The sequence below is a fragment of the Mesorhizobium sp. LSJC280B00 genome, assembly GCF_000502835.1.
In the GTDB taxonomy this organism is placed as follows: Bacteria; Pseudomonadota; Alphaproteobacteria; order Rhizobiales; family Rhizobiaceae; genus Mesorhizobium.
In genome coordinates this window covers 347,633-364,076 of sequence record NZ_AYVL01000008.1, presented here as the reverse complement: position 1 = coordinate 364,076, position 16,444 = coordinate 347,633, and the positions used below count along the sequence as shown (strand labels likewise).

The following is a 16,444-nucleotide window of genomic DNA, read 5'->3' as shown; positions in this document are numbered from 1 at the left end:
AAAAAGGAGACCTGACGATTGACCGACTGGATCGAGATCCTGAAAGAACAGACCGCCACCGGCGACCAGATGAGCCGCGAGGTGCCACAAATGCTCGCCAATCCCGACATCAGCGAAGCGCAAGTTATGACGCTGTTTTCGGCGCTCGAAAAACAGGCCGAATTCGTCGAAAAGCTGCGCATGGCGCTGGAAAAATTCGGCCATGATTTTTCAGTGATCAAGGCGGCCGAGCGGCTGGAGGAGCGCTACGCCGACCTTGCCGCTTCGGTAGCGGAAAAGCTGAAAGCAATGCGAGGCTAGAAGGGGCCTATTTCTCGATCAGCCGCTCGAAGCGCCTGTCCGGCACGAACCAGATCATCGCCACCAGGACATAGATCGAGACACCGATCCAGTGATTGACGAAGGTCAGCGCGATGGCGGAAAGATAGAGGACCAGCGAGATCTTTCCCTTGAGGTCATTGCCCAACGCCCTGGCGAAGAGAGTCTCATTGCCGTGCAGTCGATGCAGGGCCATGGTGAGGATGTTAAAGCCGATGGCGCAGAGCGCCAGGTCGACGCCATAGACGGCAACCGGCACCGGCGCGAAATGGTTCTCACCCATGAAGGCTGTCGTCGCCGGCATCAGCGATAGCCAGAACAGCAGGTTGAGGTTCGCCCACAGCACGCGGCCGTCGACCCGCTGCACGGTATGGAACATGTTGTGCAAATTGTTCCAGTAGATGCCGACATTGATGAAGGACAGCACATAGCTGAGGAAGATCGGCCAGAGTGGTGCCAGCGCGGAAAAATCCTCGCCATGCGGCACCTTCAATTCCAGCACCATGATGGTGATGATGATGGCGACCACGCCATCGGTGAATGCCTCGACTCGTCCCTTGCCCATGAATCTCCCCTGACAATCCGCTGAAGTTAAAAGAGGATCTCGCTCAGCGCCATCGGCAAAGCTGCCAAACTTGTCAGGAGCAAGCCGGGGAGGGGGAACGGCTGACGCGAAAAAGGCGTTAGGATGTCAGATCCCGAACAGCAAAAGGTCGAAAAAATGACAGCTCACGCTCAAGTCATGACGCGCGATCACGAACTCGGCGGCCGCGCTGCAGCGGCCGCCGTGGCCGCCATGATTGCGGCTCTTTTCGCCGGCAGCACGGCGCTGACGCCGCTTTACATCATCTACAAGCAGCTCTTCGGCTTCTCGCAGATCACTTTGACGCTGGTCTACGCCGTCTATGTCATCGGCAATCTGGCAGCGCTTCTGATGTTAGGGCGTGTGTCCGATGTCATCGGGCGCCGTCCAATGGCATTGGCCGGGATGGCGGTGGCCGTCGTCAGCGCGGTGGTTTTCCTCTTCGCCGAAAATGTCGCCTGGCTCGATATCGCCCGAATTCTGAGCGGACTGGGAATCGGCGTTGGCGCGGGCACCGGCACCGCCTGGCTCGCCGAATTGCTCCCGACCGACGACAAGTCACAGGCGGCGACGATTGCCACCAGCACCAATTTTCTCGGCCTCGGCCTCGGTGCGCTGGGGGCCGGGTTGCTCGCCGAATACGCGCCCTGGCCGCTCAGGCTGACATTCGTCGTCTACCTGGCGATGCTCGCGACTGTAACCCTGCTGGTCTGGCGCACGCGGGAAACCGTTTCGCGGCCGGGGAAACTGGCTGACGTTTCGATGCGACCGCGGCTTTCCGTGCCCGATGACATCCGCGCAAGTTTCGTTGCGCCGGCGGTGACCGGCTTTGGCGCAATGGCGCTGGTCGGCTTTTATGCAGCACTCGCACCGAGCATTTTGGCGCAGCAACTGCAGGTAACCAACCATGCCGAAGCCGGCGCTCTGTTCTTTGAATTGGCAATCGTGACGGCCGCCACCATTGTAGCGACGGCACGTCTTTCGAGCCGAGCCGCGATGTTCGCGGCACTTGCGCTGATGATCCCAACCGTCGCACTGGTCGTTGCGGCGCAGGTCTTCGCCTCGATGGCCATAATGATTGCCGGGACCGCCTTGTGCGGCGGGGCGGCAGCGCTCGGCTATCGCGGCGGCTTGCAAGTGGTGAACGAGATCGCGCCGGCGGACCGGCGCGCCGAAGTCGTCTCGGCCTTCTTCATCTGCTGTTTTTGCGGCAACGCGCTGCCGGTCATCGGCATCGGCGTTCTGTCGACGGTGGCAGGTGCGACCGTGGCAAGCCTGGCCTTTGCCGGCATGATTGTCGTCTTTTCCCTGGTCGCTCTCGGGTTTGGCGCGAAATACGCGCGCTGAGCCGACCTTTCAGCCGTTCGGTGTCTCGGGCGAAAGATGCGCGCGCTGGCGCGGTACGCCGAGGCCGGTATCCGGCGGTTCGCCGGCAGCCGGCCGGCTCTCGATCATGTGCAGGCTGCGCCAGCGGCCGAAGCGATAATAGGCCGCGGCCAGCACGAGCGAGGTTATAGAGCCAGCCGGAAAGCTCCACCACAGAGCTTCCTCGCCGATCACGCTTCGGAAGAAATAGGCGAAGCTGGTGCGCACCAGCAGCACCGAGATCACCAGGATGATCAGCGGCGGCATCACCGCGCCGGTGGCACGCACGGTGGCGAAGAGCACGATGGTGATGCCGAACAGGATGAAGGACCACGACGCGATCTTGTTGATGTGAGTGGCGATCTCGATTGCTGCACTGTCGCTGCCAAGGAAGAGGCTGAGCACCGCGCGATCGAATACGAACAGCAGCGCGACGAGCATGCCGGTGAGCACAAGGTTGAAGCCGACGCCGGAGGCGGCGATGCGTCCAATCCGGTCCCAGCGCCCGGCGCCGACATTTTGCGCCGCCATGGACGACACCGCGGCGCCGATGGCGAGCGCCGGCATCTGGATATAGGTCCAGAGCTGTGCGGCTATGCCGTAGGCAGCCGCGACCTGCGAGCCGTACGAGTTGACCATGCCCATCACCGTCAGCGCCGCGGCCGAAACGACGATCATCTGCAGGCCCATCGGCACGCCCTTGAAGACGACAATGCGCAGCAGCGCCGGGTCCGGCCGCAGCAGAACGAGATTGGCGCCGGCCAGCCGCAGCGGGTGCTTGCGCGCATAAAGCACGATCAGGATGGCAACCACGCTTACCGTCTGGCCGATCAGCGTCGACGCGGCCGAGCCGGCGATGCCGAGTTCGGGGAACGGGCCGATGCCGAGGATGAGCAACGGGTTCAAAACGACGTCGAGCACGACGGCCAGCGCCATGAACAGGAAAGGCGTGCGCGAATCGCCGGCGCCGCGTAGCACCGTCATGACGAAGGACAGCAGGTTCATCATCGGCACGGCGAGGAAGATGATGCGCAGATAGGAGCGCGCCAGCGGCAACGCATCGGCCGGCGTGCCGAGCGCATCGAGGATCGCATCGACCCAGATCCAGCCGCAGACCGCGAACACCACCGAGACGAGGAAGAAGAAGGTGGCGCTGGTTCCGACGATGCGCCGGGCTTCGGGCAGGTCACGAGCGCCGACGGATTGTGCGACCAGGATGGTCGCCGCCATGCCGATGCCGNTGCGCCGGGCTTCGGGCAGGTCACGAGCGCCGACGGATTGTGCGACCAGGATGGTCGCCGCCATGCCGATGCCGAAGACGGTGCCGAGGATGAGAAACAGCACGAGGTTGGCATTGGACGTGGCGGTCAGCGCCGCTTCACCGAGGAAACGGCCGACCCACACGGCATTTATCGAGCCGTTGAGCGACTGCAGCACATTGGAGCCGAGCACCGGCAGGGCAAACAGCAAAAGGGTGCGCGGGATAGGCCCACTGGTGAGGTCGCCGGTCTGCCGGCGCGGGGGCATGTTGTCGTCCATGGCAGGCAACTCGGCGAAGGCTTGTCTGAGTCCGCAATGATTGCCGATTTAACGGGAGAGGTCGATGCGGCGCTGTAAATTCCGCCTGGCGTGCCTTGATCTAAGCATTTCTCAAACCTTTCGGAATCGTATATTGATCCCGCACGCGTGGGGCCGCATTTTCCTGGATCTCATCGGTAAGCCGGGGGGCTCATGTCCGATATTCCGTTGTTTTTTGAGCGCCTGAACCGGCGCGCCTTTCTTGGTGCATCCGCTCTGGGCGCGGCCTCCGTGGCTCTTTCGTCGTGCACCACGACGGACGTGGCGGCGCCGCCGGTGCCCGCGGCACCAAGCGATCCGGCTCTCGGCGATGCCGCAAGCATGTATGCCGCGCGCATCGACGAGGGCTATCAACTGCCGGCAATTCCGGTAGCCAAGGTCGATCCGAAATTCGTGCGTCAAATCGTGGCCGACCCGACTGGAGAAAAACCCGGCACGATCGTCGTCGATACTTCCGAGCACTTCCTCTATCTGGTGCGCGACGGCGGCAAGGCAATTCGCTATGGCGTCAGCCTCGGCAAGGCCGGTTTCGGATGGACCGGCAGCGCCGTGGTTCAGGCGAGAAAGAAGTGGCCGGTCTGGACGCCGCCGCCGGAAATGATCCAACGCCGGCCGGAACTGGCGAAATACAAGGACGGCATGCCGCCCGGCCCGCAGAGCCCGCTTGGTGCCCGCGCGCTGTATCTCTTCCGTGACGGCAAGGACACGATGTACAGGCTGCACGGCACGCCGGAGTGGGATTCCATCGGGAAGAACGCTTCCTCCGGCTGTGTGCGCTTCATGAATCAGGACATTATCGACCTCTACAGCCGCGTCGATGGCGTCGTGCCGGTCTTCGTGCGCCCGAACCTGTCGGCCGCCGGGAAGATCGCCGCCGTGTCAAACAGGACGGCCGAGCCGATCGATGCAGGCGTGCCAAGGGACGCGGAGATGTTGAGGTAAGTGCCTTCGACTGGATCGTCAGTCGCAGGTTTTGCGATGCTTAGGACACCGTCTTTTCGCGGGCGAGCCGCAACTGAAGGGGCACGACCGTTCAATCGCGCCAGCTCAGGCGGACGCGTTCGGCGCCTCCGCCTGTATGGCTGCCGCTACTTCCCGGTGAGGCCTGGGAGCGTGACCTGATAGACCAGGAACATGGTGTCGACATCGGCGCCATCCTCGGCCTTGTAGGCCGCGCCGACCTGGAAGCCGTCCTGCGTGAGGAAGTCATTGTCATTGGCGACGAACAGGAAATAGTCGTCGGGCAGCTTTGGATCGAGGACGCTCACCACCGACATCGCCTCCCATTTCTCCGAAAGGTTGTTGCGGTCGTTGGGCGCGCCATTGTGCAACCCGAAGCGGCCGAGCTCGCTCTTGTCGTTGATGTCGATGAACGGCGTCAGCTTGGCCGGCGTCACCGATGGATCGAGCTCACCCTTGGGCGCCAGCGGCTTGTCCTTGTCGAACTCTGTGCCGGCGATGTCGGTTGCCGCCGACACATCGACGACGCTGATCTCGCGATGGAGCGAGGTGTCGCCCTTCAGCCCCTGGCCGTTGCCGCTGTCGCGCGCCAGCATCAGGAAGGTCTTGTCCGACAGCGCCACGATTTCACTCTGCGCGGCGATCTTGGTTTTGCCCTTGGCATCGGTGAACACCGGCAGCGGCACGACATATTCATGCGCGAGCTTGAGCTGGCCGGGATCCGAGGCATCGTAGACCAGCACGCGCGTGTTCTGGCGCGTCGAGGCGGAATCGCCGCCATCCTGCCTTGGGGCCGACTGCAGCACGGCAATCAGGAACTTCCCGTCCGGCGTCAGCGCCATGCCTTCGAGGCCCTGGTTGTTCTGACGGCCGGTTTCGGGATCCTTCGGATCTGGGTCTGCCGCGCCAGGTCCCGGATTGTTGGAAGCAAAGTTTGGCGTCCCGTGACGCATCGGGACAAGCGCCGCCGGCGGCTGCGTTGCCGACATCAGACGCCCATCGGCGGAGAAGCGGTAGATGTTCGGACCGTATTCGTCCGAGATGAACATCGTGCCGTCGGGCAGCCGTGCGATCGCTTCGTTATCGAGCGCGAGCTTGCCGTTGGCTTCGGGCAGGATCGGCATGTCGTCGGTCGCGGCACGCACGCCGTTGAGCGGATCGAGCCCGGTTGCGTCGGCGCCCTTGTCGTCGGTCAAAAGCATGGTGTCGGCAAGCGTCGCCCTGAGGCCCGACTGTTCCTGGCCGGCGGCTGGCACTGCACCCGGCGTGATCGGAGCGAACTCGATGGCAATCGTATTGAGGCGCGGCCGGTAGTCGGTAGTACCGACGACATTGTAGCCGCGATCCGGCAACAGCCACAACGAGCCCTTGTAGCCGTCGGCGCCATGCGTCCAGCCGGCAGCATCGATCGACATGCCTGAGCCGGAGCCAAACGTCTCGCCGAACTTGTCCTTCTGGCTGGCCGGGATGCGGCCGACGCCGACCAGGCCCTTGTTGACGAAGCTGACGCCGCCGACGGTCGCGGAGTTTTCTGCCAGGGCCGGAGTCAAGGCGGTGAACATCGCCAGCGCGACAGCGAGGGACGCGGTTCGGTGCAGGTTTTTCATGGATATCCTCTTTGAGACAAAGCTGCCGGGGCCCGAAAAAGCGCCGCGTCGCATCGAGGATGCCGCGAAAGCCTTCGGAGAAGCGATCTAGGACGCGAACATGATACTTGCGTGACAGTGCCGCGCTTGCTTTGACCCTTGTGGTCGCAACTGGCCTGGACATGCGAATCCGTCGCCGCCGAGAGTGCAATTAACAACTTTACAAATTATCGTTCTTATGTGAAGTTATGACGATGAAAGGCCACCGATGACAGTCTGTCGTTTCGCCACCCGCCTCAATTCCTTTGCCTCGCGGCCACAGGCCGAGTGGCCCGATCTTGTCGGCAAACCGTCCATGCTGCAAATGGCGGCACGTGCGGCGAAGGTTGCGGAGTTGACCGATCTCGACCTCAACTTTCCCGACCATGTCGATGAAAAGCCTGCGGAAATGGCGCGCAAACTCCGCGATCTCGGGCTTTCCATCAATGGTTTCGCCATGCGCTACTACTCCAACCCGGCCTTCAAGCTCGGCGCCTTCACCAATCCGGATCCGGCCGTTCGCCGCGAGGCCATCGACATGACCAAGGCCGGGATCGACGCCGCGCGCGAGGCTGGCGCCAGCCTGATGACGCTGTGGCTCGGGCAGGATGGCTTCGATTATGCTTTCCAGGCCGATTATGCGACGCTCTGGCAACACGAAATAGATGGAATTCGTGAAGTTGCGGCGCATGACCCCGATTGCCAGATCAGCCTTGAATACAAACCCAACGAGCCGCGCTCCTACAGCCTGATGCCCGATGCGGCGACGACGTTGCTGGCAATCCGCGAGATCGGCCTGCCCAATCTCGGCGTGACGCTCGATTTCGCCCATGTGCTCTACGCCGACGAGCAGCCGGCTTTCGCCGCTGCGCTCGTGGCACGGCACAGCAAGCTGCTCGGCGTGCACCTCAACGATGGCTATGCCAAGCGCGACGACGGCTTGATGGTCGGGGCCGTGCATACGCTGCAGACGATCGAGCTGCTGCGCCAGATCCGCCGCAACGGCTACGCCGGCGCCATCTACTTCGACACGTTTCCCGATATGACCGGGCTCGACCCGGTCCACGAATGCGAAGTCAACATCGCGACTGTCAAGCGCATGCTGCGCGTCGTCGATCGGCTGGACGGGGACAACCGCATGTTAGCCGCCGTCGACCGTCAGGACGCGATCGCGTCGCAAGCCATTATCCAGGAAGCCATGCTCGGCCCGGACAGCTGAGGCCCGGCCGCATATTCCGTTCAACAAGGGAGGAAGGACCATGAAATTTCTGCTTGCCACCGCTACCGCTGGCCTGATGGCGCTGTCCATCGGCTCGGTGTTTTCCGCAGACCTCGCGCCGCTCAATTCCGACACCGAGAAGGATCGCATCGACTGGTCGCAGCTCGAGGCCAAGTTCGGGGCCTTCCCCAAGCTGCCCGAGGGTACCAAGGCGGGTGCGGTCTCCAAGACGCTGACCAATGAATACTGGCGCTCGCTGGGAGAGGGCTACAAGTCGTTCGGCGACCGCACCGGCGTGCCCGTGGTCTACCAGGCGGCGCAGAGCGAGGGCGACCAGCTCGGCCAGCTCACCATCGCCGAAGGCCTGGTCACGCAAGGCTACAACGTGCTGCTCGTTTCGCCGCAGACCGACTCCAACCTGCAGCCGATCGTGGAACAGGCCAAGGCAGCCAATGTGCCGGTGGTCAACGTCAACGACGCGGTCATCCCGCAGGCCGAGCACTATGTCGGCAATGTCCAGCGCGACAACGGCGTGCGCGTCGCCAAATGGTTCATCAAGAACCGGCCGGACGGCGGCAAGGTCGCCATCGTCGAAGGCCAGGCCGGCGTCTACGCCGCCGTCCAGCGCACCGACGGTTTCAAGACCACCATCACCGAAGCCGGCAAGTTCGAGGTCGTGGCCAGCGTCCCCGGCAACTGGGATCGTCAGACCTCCTACGACGCGGCCACCAACATCCTGCAGCAGCACCCCGATCTGATCGGCTTCTATGCCAACAATGACGGCATGGCGCTGGGCATCGTCGAAGCGGTCAAGGCCGCCGGCCTAAAGGACAAGGTCGCCGTGTTCGGCACCGACGGGATTTCCGACGCCTACGCCTCGATCCGCGCCGGCGAGCTGACCGGCACCGTCGATTCGTTCCCGGTGCTGACCGGCGAGGTGGCGCTGGAATCGGCGCTGCGGCTGGTGGCCGGGCAGAAGCTGCCGCGCGTCGTTGCCACGCCGCAGGCGCTGATCACCAAGGACAATGCCGACCGTTACTCCGGCGCCGGCGATGCCGTGCGCAAGGCGCTGCTCGAGGACGCGGCAGCGGGCCAATAGAGCTGGGGCGGCGGGTGCCGGCCTTTCGGCACTCTTGCCGGGAGAACTGAAGCAATGTCAGCGCGGCTGCAATTCGAAGGCATTTCCAAAGAGTTTCCGGCCGTGCGGGCGCTGAGCGATGTGTCCTTTTCGGTCGGCGCCGGCGAAATCCATGGGCTGCTCGGTGAAAACGGCGCCGGCAAGTCGACGCTGCTGCGCATCCTGTCAGGCGTCTACCGGCCGACGGCGGGAAGCGTGCTTATTGACGGCAAACCGGTGACGCTGAACACCCCGGTCGCGGCCCGCGCCGCCGGCGTGGCGATGATCCATCAGGAATTACAGCAGGTGCCACGCCTCAGCGTCGCCCAGAACATGTTTCTCGGCCATCCGTTGACGCGCGGCGGCGTCTTCGTCGCACGGCGCGAGCAGGAACGCCGCGCTGCGGAAGCCCTCGCCGCCATCGACCCGACCATCGATCCGGCAGCCCCGCTTGGCTCGCTGAAGGTGGCGCAGCGGCAGATCGTCGAGATCGCCCGGGCGCTGCTCGACCGCGCCAGGATCGTGGCGATGGACGAGCCGACGTCGAGCCTCACGCCGAGCGAGTTCGAACGGCTGGCGGAAGTCATTGCCGGTCTGGCACGCGACGGTGTCGCCGTCGTTTATGTCTCGCACAAGCTGGACGAGGTGTTCGGCATCTGCGAGCGCGCCACTGTCATGCGCGACGGCGTTGTGGTCGAAACCGTCGATCTCGCGCAGGTGTCGGAAAAGGCCGTCGTTTCGATGATGGTCGGCCGCGAGCTTGCCCAGGAACAACACCGCTCGCATGCTTCCCCCGAGATCAGGCTGAGCGTGCGTGGCCTCGCCTCGGCAACCAAGGTCCGTGACGTTTCGTTCGACCTGCATCGCGGCGAGGTGCTGGGCGTTGCCGGCCTGGTCGGCTCGGGCCGCACCGAGCTGCTGCGGCTGCTGGCCGGCGCCGACCGGACCTCATCAGGCACGATGGAGATCGACGGCAAGGCGGTAAAGCTTTCCAGTCCGCGCGACGCGATCGCGGCCGGCATCGCCCTGGTGCCGGAGGAGCGCAAGCGCGAAGGCATCGTGCCGTTGCGGTCGATCTCCAGCAACATGGCGCTGGCCTCGATGGGCGTGTTCGCGCCGCGCGGCGTCATCGATCACAAAAGGCTGAAACGGGTCGCGGCCGAGAAGATGAAGCGGGTCAATCTCAGGCCGTTCCTGCTCGACCGGCCGATCCGCCTGTTCAGCGGCGGCAACCAGCAGAAAGCGATCATCGGCCGCTGGCTGGCGGCGGGAACACGGATCCTTCTGTTCGACGAGCCGACGCGCGGCATCGATGTCGGCGCCAAGGCGGAGATCTACCACCTGATCGAGGAACTCGCCGCCGAAGGCCATTCGGTAATCGTCGTGTCGTCAGAACTCCCCGAGGTGATCCGGCTCGCCGACCGCGTGCTGGTCATGCGCGACGGCACGGTCGCCGCCGAACTGGGCCGCGCAAGTCTCAGCGAACACGCGATCGCCGCGCACGCCATACCCCAAACGGAGATTGAGACCGGCAAGGCGCAAGGCCATCGGGCCGGTGCATAACGGACAGGACCAGCGGATGACCGATATAACCCAACACACAGCAGCGCGCCCAAGGGCAGATTTCCTGCACCGGTTTTCCGTGCGCGACGCCGGCACGCTGATCGGCCTGGTGGTGATCCTGGTCGTCTTCGGGGCGCTGGTCCCCGGCTTCTTTGCCGAGCGCAACCTGATCAACATCCTGCAGCAGTCGAGCATCAACGCCTGCCTGGCGTTGGGCATGACGCTGGTAATCATCTCGGGCGGCATCGACCTGTCCGTCGGACCGACGGCAGCCCTTTCGGCGGTCATCTCGGCCTCTATGCTGGTTGCCGGCGTGCCGTTCCCGCTGGCCATCGCCGCTGGCTTCGCCGTCGGCCTCGTCTGCGGCCTGCTCAACGGCGTGCTGGTTGCCTATGTCGGGCTGCAGCCCTTCATCGTGACGCTGGGAACGCTCAGCACCTACCGGGCGCTGGCGCTGATCTATACCGGCGGCAATCCGGTGCTCGGCCTGCCTGCCGGCTTTCGTGCCATCTTCAACGGCTCGCTGTTCGGATTGCCGTTGGCGGTCATCATCGTGGCGGTGGTCGCGCTGATTGCCTGGATCATCCTCAAGAAGACGCCGTTCGGCGAATATCTGCTCGCCGTCGGCGGCAATGAGGAGGCGGCCTACATAGCCGGCGTGCCGATCGCCCGCACCAAGATCGCCGCCTATATGATCTCGGGCCTGCTGGCAGCTCTTGCAGCGCAGATCCTGATCGGCCGGCTGGGTGCGGCCGAACCCATTCTGGGCAATCTCTGGGAGCTCGACGCCATAGCAGCGGCGGCGATCGGCGGCGCCTCGCTGATGGGCGGCAAGGGCAGCGTCGTCGGCACCATTCTGGGTGCCGTCATCCTTGGCAGCATGCGCAACGGCCTGACGCTGATGAACGTGCAGTCCTTCTATCAGCTCCTGGCAACTGGCCTTATAATCCTCGCCGCGATGCTTATCGATCGCGTGACGAGGGGACGTGGATGACCTTGACCGGGCTGGACCTGAAAGCAGTAGGACCGCGCATTCGCATGATGATGCCGCATCTGACGCCGCTCGAGGCGAAGGTGGTTGAAACGGTCTTCGGACGGCGCGGCTTCGACGAGACCATACCGCTCAAGCAGATCGCCGAGGAGGCCGGTGTCTCGGAGGCGATGGTGGTCAAGATCGCCAAGAAGCTGGGTTTTTCCGGCTATCGCGACTTTCGCACGGCGGTCTATGAATACAGCCGCCTGCCGACCGCCGAGATGCATCAGGAGCTGTCGGTGGACGACAGTTCGGCCGAGATCGTGCAGAAGGTGTTCCGCACCTCCATCCAGGCGCTGGAGGAGACGCTCGCCATCCTCGACATGGACGATTTCGACCGTGCCGCCGATCTGCTTTACCGCGCCAGGAATCGCGATTTCTACGGCGTCGGCGGCTCGGCGCAGATCGCACGCGACGTCTCGCATAAATTCCTGCGCATCGGCATCCGCACCTCTGTCTACGACGATTCGCACATGATGTTGATGTCGGCCTCGCTGCTCGGCGCCGACGACATCGCCGTCGGCTTTTCGCATTCCGGCAATACCAGCGCCGTCATCGACGCCATCCAACTTGCGCGCAAAAGCGGCGCGCGCACGCTGGCCATCACCAACTATGACAACTCGCCATTGGCAGCCGTCGCCGACATCGTGCTTTGCTCGACCGCCCAAGGCTCGCCGTTGATGGGTGAGAACGCAGCGGCGCGCATTGCCCAGCTCAACATTCTCGACGCGCTGTTCGTCGCGGTCGCGCAACGCGACTACCAGGCGGCGGAGCGCAATCTCGGCCGCACCATGTCCGCGGTGACGTCGAAACGGAAAGACAAGGGCACATGACGGCTTCCCCGCCGCTGGTGACCGTATTCGGCAGCCTGCATTACGATATCATGGTCGAAGCCCCCGATCGCCCACGCAAGGGCGAAACCGTCACCGGCCATGCCTGGCATCCGAAATGCGGCGGCAAGGGCGGCAACCAGGCGGTGTCGGCAGCGCGGGCCGGCGTGCGTGCGGCGATGATCGGAGCTGTCGGCGACGATGATTTCGGCCGCGCGCTTCTCGACAATCTCGATCGCAACGGCGTCGACCAGCGCTTCGTGGGAGTGGCTTCGGGCGCCGGCTCGGGGATGAGCGTAGCGATTTTCGACGACAGCGGAGACTATGGCGCGGTGATCGTCTCGGGGAGCAATCTCACTCTCGGCGAAAAGGACATTACTGAGGCGGCCGAGCTGATCGCGCAAACGGCGGTGCTGCTGCTGCAGAACGAGGTGCCGGAAGCTGCCAACATTGCCGCGGCGCGAGCGGTGAAGGCGCATGGCGGCCGCGTCGTTCTCAATGCGGCGCCGGCGCGAAAGCTGACAGCCGAACTGATCGCGCTGACCGACATCGTCATCGTCAACGCCATCGAGGCGGAGTTCCTGGCCGGCGTTTCGGTCGTCGACACGCTCGAGGGTGCTGCGAAGGCGGCCGGCATGCTCGTCGGTTTCTATCCGGCTGCAATCGTCACGGCCGGCGGCGAGGGCGTTGCCTATTGCGACCGCGACGGCCAGGCATTCGCCTTGCTGGCGATGCCGGTGGAGGTGGTCAGCACCCACGGTGCCGGTGATGAATTCGTCGGCGCCTTTGCGGCGTGGCTTGCGCGTGGAGAGCCCGTCGAGGCGGCACTTGCCGCCGCCAATGCCGCCGCTGCCTCGCTGGTCGCAACGCCGGAGCGCGAGCGCGGGGGTCTTGTTCAATCTGAGCCTGCTCAGTGACCGCCGCGATTCAATCGCTGTCGCGCGCGATCAGTTCCAGCGGCCAGACTTCACGGATGATGCGTGCGCCTTCGGCGCCGGCGTAAGCCGGGATCGATGCCAGCAGCATTTCGGCCAACCGCTCGCCCATCGGCTCCAGCGCCGGTCGGAAGCCGGTCAGCGCCGGCGAAAAATAGCGGCAAAGCGGCGTGTCGACGATGACGATCACCGCGACGTCGTGGCCGGGCCTGATGCCCGCCTCGGCCAAAGCCTTGCAGCCGCCAAGCGCCATCGCGTCATTGTTGAAGATGATGGCCGTCGGCGGGTCCTTGGAGCGCATGACCTTCGGCGTCACGGCGTAGCCGCCGGCCTCGTTGATGAAGCCGTCGGCGATCAGTTCGGGGTCGAACTCGATGCCGTGCCGCCGCAACGCCTTGCGATAGCCGGCGAGGAACAGATAGCCGAAATTGAGGTCGAGCGACGGGCGGATGGCGGCGATGCGGCGGTGACCGCGCGCGACGAGACGATCGACCGCGTCAGCCCCGGCTTTTTCGAAATCGAGGTCGAGCGAGGGATAGGAATCGCCGCCGGAGCGGCTGCGGCCGAGCGTTGCGAACGGGAAACCGGCCTGGGTCAGATAGTCGATGCGCTCGTCCTCGCGCCGCGTCCAGGCCAGCACCACCGCATCGGCCCGCCGCGTCTCGACGACACGGCGCAGGCGCTCCTGCTGATAGTCGCCCGGCGCGCCCATCACTACGATCAGGTCGAGGCCGCTTTCGGCGAGCTTGGCCTGCAACCCGGTCAGGAACGGAATGAAGAACGGCTCGCCATATTCCTGGTCGCCCGGATGAGGCTGCAGCATGAAGGCGATCGAATGGGTGGCGCCGCGCCGCAGGCTGCGGCCGGACTGGTTCGGTGAATAATTCAGCTTCTTGGCCGCATCGAGCACGCGCTGGCGTGTATCGGCATTGACGTCGGCGCGGCCGTTGAGCGCGCGCGACACCGTGCCGATCGAAATATTCAGGTGACGTGCAAGGTCGTGAATACTGGACGCCAAAGGACAGTTCTCCCCCTTGCTTGGCTAGCACCGGCTGCTCTCCGGGCCAAGCCGACGCCACGATTTTTCACAGCCGGCCGATTGACATTCTACGCCATCGGGTGTGTTCTCGTAAACGTTTACGGAAAAACATTCACGGCCCTGCCGTGAACGCCGTGACGATCGGTCTGGAGGGGCCGAGAGGGAGGAGTACTGGATGATCAATGTGGTCCTGGTCGGCTGCGGCGCGATGAGCAAGGCCTGGCTCGATGCAGCCAAGCAGATCGACGGGCTCGCCATTGTCGGCCTGGTCGATATCGACGCCGAAAGGGCGCGGGCGAGGGCGCGCGAATACGAGCTTTCCGGCGCCGTCATCGGAACCGACCTCGACGCCGTGCTCGACCAGACCAGGCCCGACGCGGTATTCGACGTCGTGGTTCCCGCCGCCCGCCGCGAGGTCGCGCTTTCCGCCTTTGCCCACCATTGCCATCTCTTGACCGAAAAGCCGCTGGCCGACAGCCCGGACAATGCGCGTGCCATTGTCGAGGCGGCCCGCAGCGCCGGCCGCATCCATGCCGTCGTGCAGAACCGCCGCTATGTCGCCAATGTCAGGCGCATCCGGCGCTTTCTCGATTCCGGCGCCATTGGTGCGCCAACCAGCATCCACGCCGATTTCTTCGTTGCGCCGCATTTCGGCGGTTTTCGCGAAGAGATGCGCCATGTGCTGCTGCTCGATATGGCGATCCACACATTCGATGCGGCCCGCTACATGGTGGCCGGCGAACCGGCCGGCGTCTATTGCCACGAGTGGGAGCCGGCCAATTCCTGGTATCGGCAAGGGTCGTCGGCAGCCGCAAGCTTCGACCTCGGCGGCGGCAAGCTGTTCACCTATGCCGGCAGCTGGTGCGCGGCCGGCTTCCGTACCAGCTGGGACAGTACATGGCGGATCGTCGCCGAGCGCGGCAGCATTGTCTGGGACGGCGCGGACGGGTTGAAGGCGGAAGTCGTGCGGCCGGTCCGTGAAGGCCTGTTCGACCGCACCGAATCGATAGCCGTGCCGCCGCTCGACCCGGCAGATCGCGTCGGCGGCCATCTCGGCATCATCCAGGATTTCGTCCGCGCCGTCGAGACCGGCACCGCGCCGGAGACGCGCGGCGCCGACAACATCAAAAGCCTGGCCATGGTTTTCGCTGCGATCGAGAGCGCCGAAACCGGGCGCCGGGTCGCCATCGCTGCACAGGAAGGATCATGATGCCAAACCCGCTGCTCGACATCAGGATCGGCACAATGGTGCGGGCCAATCTGGACGACCCGGCCGCCTATGTCAGGCAGATTCTGCCGCTCGGCTTCGAGAGCATCCAGCCGTTCTTCTGGCAGACGCTGGGCGGCAAGGACATTCCGCGGCTGGCGGGCGAGATCCGCGAGGCGATCGGCGATGCCGATGTCATCGTCTCGTCGATCGGCGTGTTCGGCAATCCGCTGGAGAGCGGCGAGATCGATCGCGGCGTGCTCGAGGCGTGGGAAACGATCATCGACAACGCGCGTCTGTTCGGCACCAATGTGGTCAGCGGCTTTACCGGCCGCATCCGCGGCAAGCCGCTGCCCGACAGCCTGCCGCGCTTCCGCGAGGTCTGGGGGAAGCTGGCAAAGCGGGCCGCCGACAAGGGCGTGCGCATCGCCTTCGAGAACTGCGCCATGGACGGCAACTGGGCCAGCGGCGACTGGAACATCGCCCACAATCCGGACGCCTGGGAGCTGATGTTCAACGAATTGCCGGACGACAATCTCGGCCTGGAGTGGGAGCCCTGCCACCAGCTGGTCTATCTGATCGATCCGATCCCGCAGATCCGCAAATGGGCGCCGCGTATCTTCCACGTCCACGGCAAGGACGCGACGGTGCGCTGGGACGTGATCCGCGAACATGGCGTGTTCGGCCGCCTGCCGTTCGTTCAGATGCGCACCCCTGGCTTCGGCGATAGCGACTGGACGCGGGTGATCAGCGAGCTGCGGCTGGCCGGCTACAAGGGCGCCATCGACATTGAGGGCTGGCACGACCCGGTCTATCGCGGCGATCTCGAGATCACCGGCCAGGCGCGGGCACTGGATTATCTCCAACAATGCCGGGGAGGCGCGAGCTACCTGCCGAACCCGGTGTGAGGCTAATGCATGTCGCGCAAAAGTGCCCAGCGGTTTTGCGATAACGACATGCATAAAAACAGGACAAGCCGGCGGGAGGTGCCGGCCAGCGAAAGATTGCGGCGCAATGCCGAAGCGATCGTCAAAACCCCTCGGCTAGCGAGGGAACAAAGGGAGGATAAGTG

General features: G+C 64.3%; 15 protein-coding genes. 11 read left to right on the top strand and 4 right to left on the bottom strand.

What is annotated here, in order from left to right:
* The first annotated feature begins 18 nt into the window (after positions 1 to 18).
* Entirely contained in the window at positions 19 to 300 is a 282-nt protein-coding gene (locus X773_RS54095; RefSeq protein ID WP_023676741.1) for a hypothetical protein, read from the top strand.
* 7 nt (positions 301 to 307) lie between these two features.
* Here X773_RS54095 and X773_RS54090 read toward each other — a convergent pair whose 3' ends face one another.
* Positions 308 to 883 carry a TMEM175 family protein gene (locus X773_RS54090; RefSeq protein ID WP_023676740.1) on the bottom strand — a complete coding sequence of 192 codons (576 nt, stop codon included), beginning with the start codon at positions 881 to 883 and terminating at the stop codon, positions 308 to 310.
* Between the two features lie 156 nt (positions 884 to 1,039).
* Between X773_RS54090 and X773_RS54085 the strand changes: the two genes are divergently transcribed.
* Positions 1,040 to 2,248 carry an MFS transporter gene (locus tag X773_RS54085; protein ID WP_023676739.1) on the top strand — a complete coding sequence of 403 codons (1,209 nt, stop codon included), beginning with the start codon at positions 1,040 to 1,042 and terminating at the stop codon, positions 2,246 to 2,248.
* 9 nt (positions 2,249 to 2,257) lie between these two features.
* Here X773_RS54085 and X773_RS54080 read toward each other — a convergent pair whose 3' ends face one another.
* Positions 2,258 to 3,805 (bottom strand): MATE family efflux transporter, encoded by a 1,548-nt coding sequence (locus X773_RS54080; RefSeq protein ID WP_023676738.1) that lies wholly within the window; start codon positions 3,803 to 3,805, stop codon positions 2,258 to 2,260.
* A 192-nt stretch (positions 3,806 to 3,997) separates the two neighbouring features.
* Here X773_RS54080 and X773_RS54075 point away from each other — a divergent pair, with 192 nt between their 5' ends.
* Positions 3,998 to 4,786: a L,D-transpeptidase gene (locus X773_RS54075; RefSeq protein ID WP_023676737.1), complete on the top strand. Its 789-nt coding sequence runs from the start codon at positions 3,998 to 4,000 to the stop codon at positions 4,784 to 4,786.
* A 146-nt stretch (positions 4,787 to 4,932) separates the two neighbouring features.
* Here the strand turns inward: X773_RS54075 and X773_RS54070 are convergent, their stop codons facing one another.
* Positions 4,933 to 6,411: an esterase-like activity of phytase family protein gene (locus X773_RS54070; protein ID WP_023676736.1), complete on the bottom strand. Its 1,479-nt coding sequence runs from the start codon at positions 6,409 to 6,411 to the stop codon at positions 4,933 to 4,935.
* A 247-nt stretch (positions 6,412 to 6,658) separates the two neighbouring features.
* On the opposite strand from X773_RS54070, the gene X773_RS54065 reads away from it, so the two are divergent.
* The 6 genes from X773_RS54065 to X773_RS54040 are packed head-to-tail and all read left to right on the top strand — an operon-like array spanning position 6,659 to position 13,108.
* Complete coding sequence (locus tag X773_RS54065; RefSeq protein WP_023676734.1) at positions 6,659 to 7,648, top strand: sugar phosphate isomerase/epimerase family protein; 990 nt, start codon at positions 6,659 to 6,661, stop codon at positions 7,646 to 7,648.
* 40 nt (positions 7,649 to 7,688) lie between these two features.
* Positions 7,689 to 8,747 (top strand): substrate-binding domain-containing protein, encoded by a 1,059-nt coding sequence (locus X773_RS54060; RefSeq protein ID WP_023676733.1) that lies wholly within the window; start codon positions 7,689 to 7,691, stop codon positions 8,745 to 8,747.
* A 54-nt stretch (positions 8,748 to 8,801) separates the two neighbouring features.
* Positions 8,802 to 10,328, top strand: coding sequence for a sugar ABC transporter ATP-binding protein (locus X773_RS54055; RefSeq protein ID WP_023676732.1), 1,527 nt, complete (start codon positions 8,802 to 8,804; stop codon positions 10,326 to 10,328).
* 16 nt (positions 10,329 to 10,344) lie between these two features.
* Positions 10,345 to 11,322, top strand: a complete 978-nt coding sequence (locus X773_RS54050) for an ABC transporter permease (protein WP_023676731.1) — start codon at positions 10,345 to 10,347, stop codon at positions 11,320 to 11,322.
* Positions 11,319 to 12,194 (top strand): MurR/RpiR family transcriptional regulator, encoded by an 876-nt coding sequence (locus X773_RS54045; protein ID WP_023676730.1) that lies wholly within the window; start codon positions 11,319 to 11,321, stop codon positions 12,192 to 12,194. Before X773_RS54050 ends, X773_RS54045 begins: the two co-directional genes overlap by 4 nt.
* The gene (locus X773_RS54040) at positions 12,191 to 13,108 is read left to right on the top strand and encodes a ribokinase (RefSeq protein WP_023676729.1); all 918 of its coding nucleotides are present in this window, start codon (positions 12,191 to 12,193) and stop codon (positions 13,106 to 13,108) included. Before X773_RS54045 ends, X773_RS54040 begins: the two co-directional genes overlap by 4 nt.
* Before the next feature lie 10 nt (positions 13,109 to 13,118).
* On the opposite strand, the gene X773_RS54035 is transcribed toward X773_RS54040, so the two are convergent.
* The gene (locus X773_RS54035) at positions 13,119 to 14,144 is read right to left on the bottom strand and encodes a LacI family DNA-binding transcriptional regulator (RefSeq protein ID WP_023676728.1); all 1,026 of its coding nucleotides are present in this window, start codon (positions 14,142 to 14,144) and stop codon (positions 13,119 to 13,121) included.
* Positions 14,145 to 14,340: 196 nt separating this feature from the next.
* On the opposite strand from X773_RS54035, the gene X773_RS54030 reads away from it, so the two are divergent.
* Positions 14,341 to 15,375, top strand: a complete 1,035-nt coding sequence (locus X773_RS54030; RefSeq protein WP_023676727.1) for a Gfo/Idh/MocA family oxidoreductase — start codon at positions 14,341 to 14,343, stop codon at positions 15,373 to 15,375.
* Positions 15,372 to 16,280, top strand: coding sequence for a sugar phosphate isomerase/epimerase (locus tag X773_RS54025; RefSeq protein WP_036238445.1), 909 nt, complete (start codon positions 15,372 to 15,374; stop codon positions 16,278 to 16,280). Before X773_RS54030 ends, X773_RS54025 begins: the two co-directional genes overlap by 4 nt.
* Positions 16,281 to 16,444 lie beyond the last annotated feature (164 nt).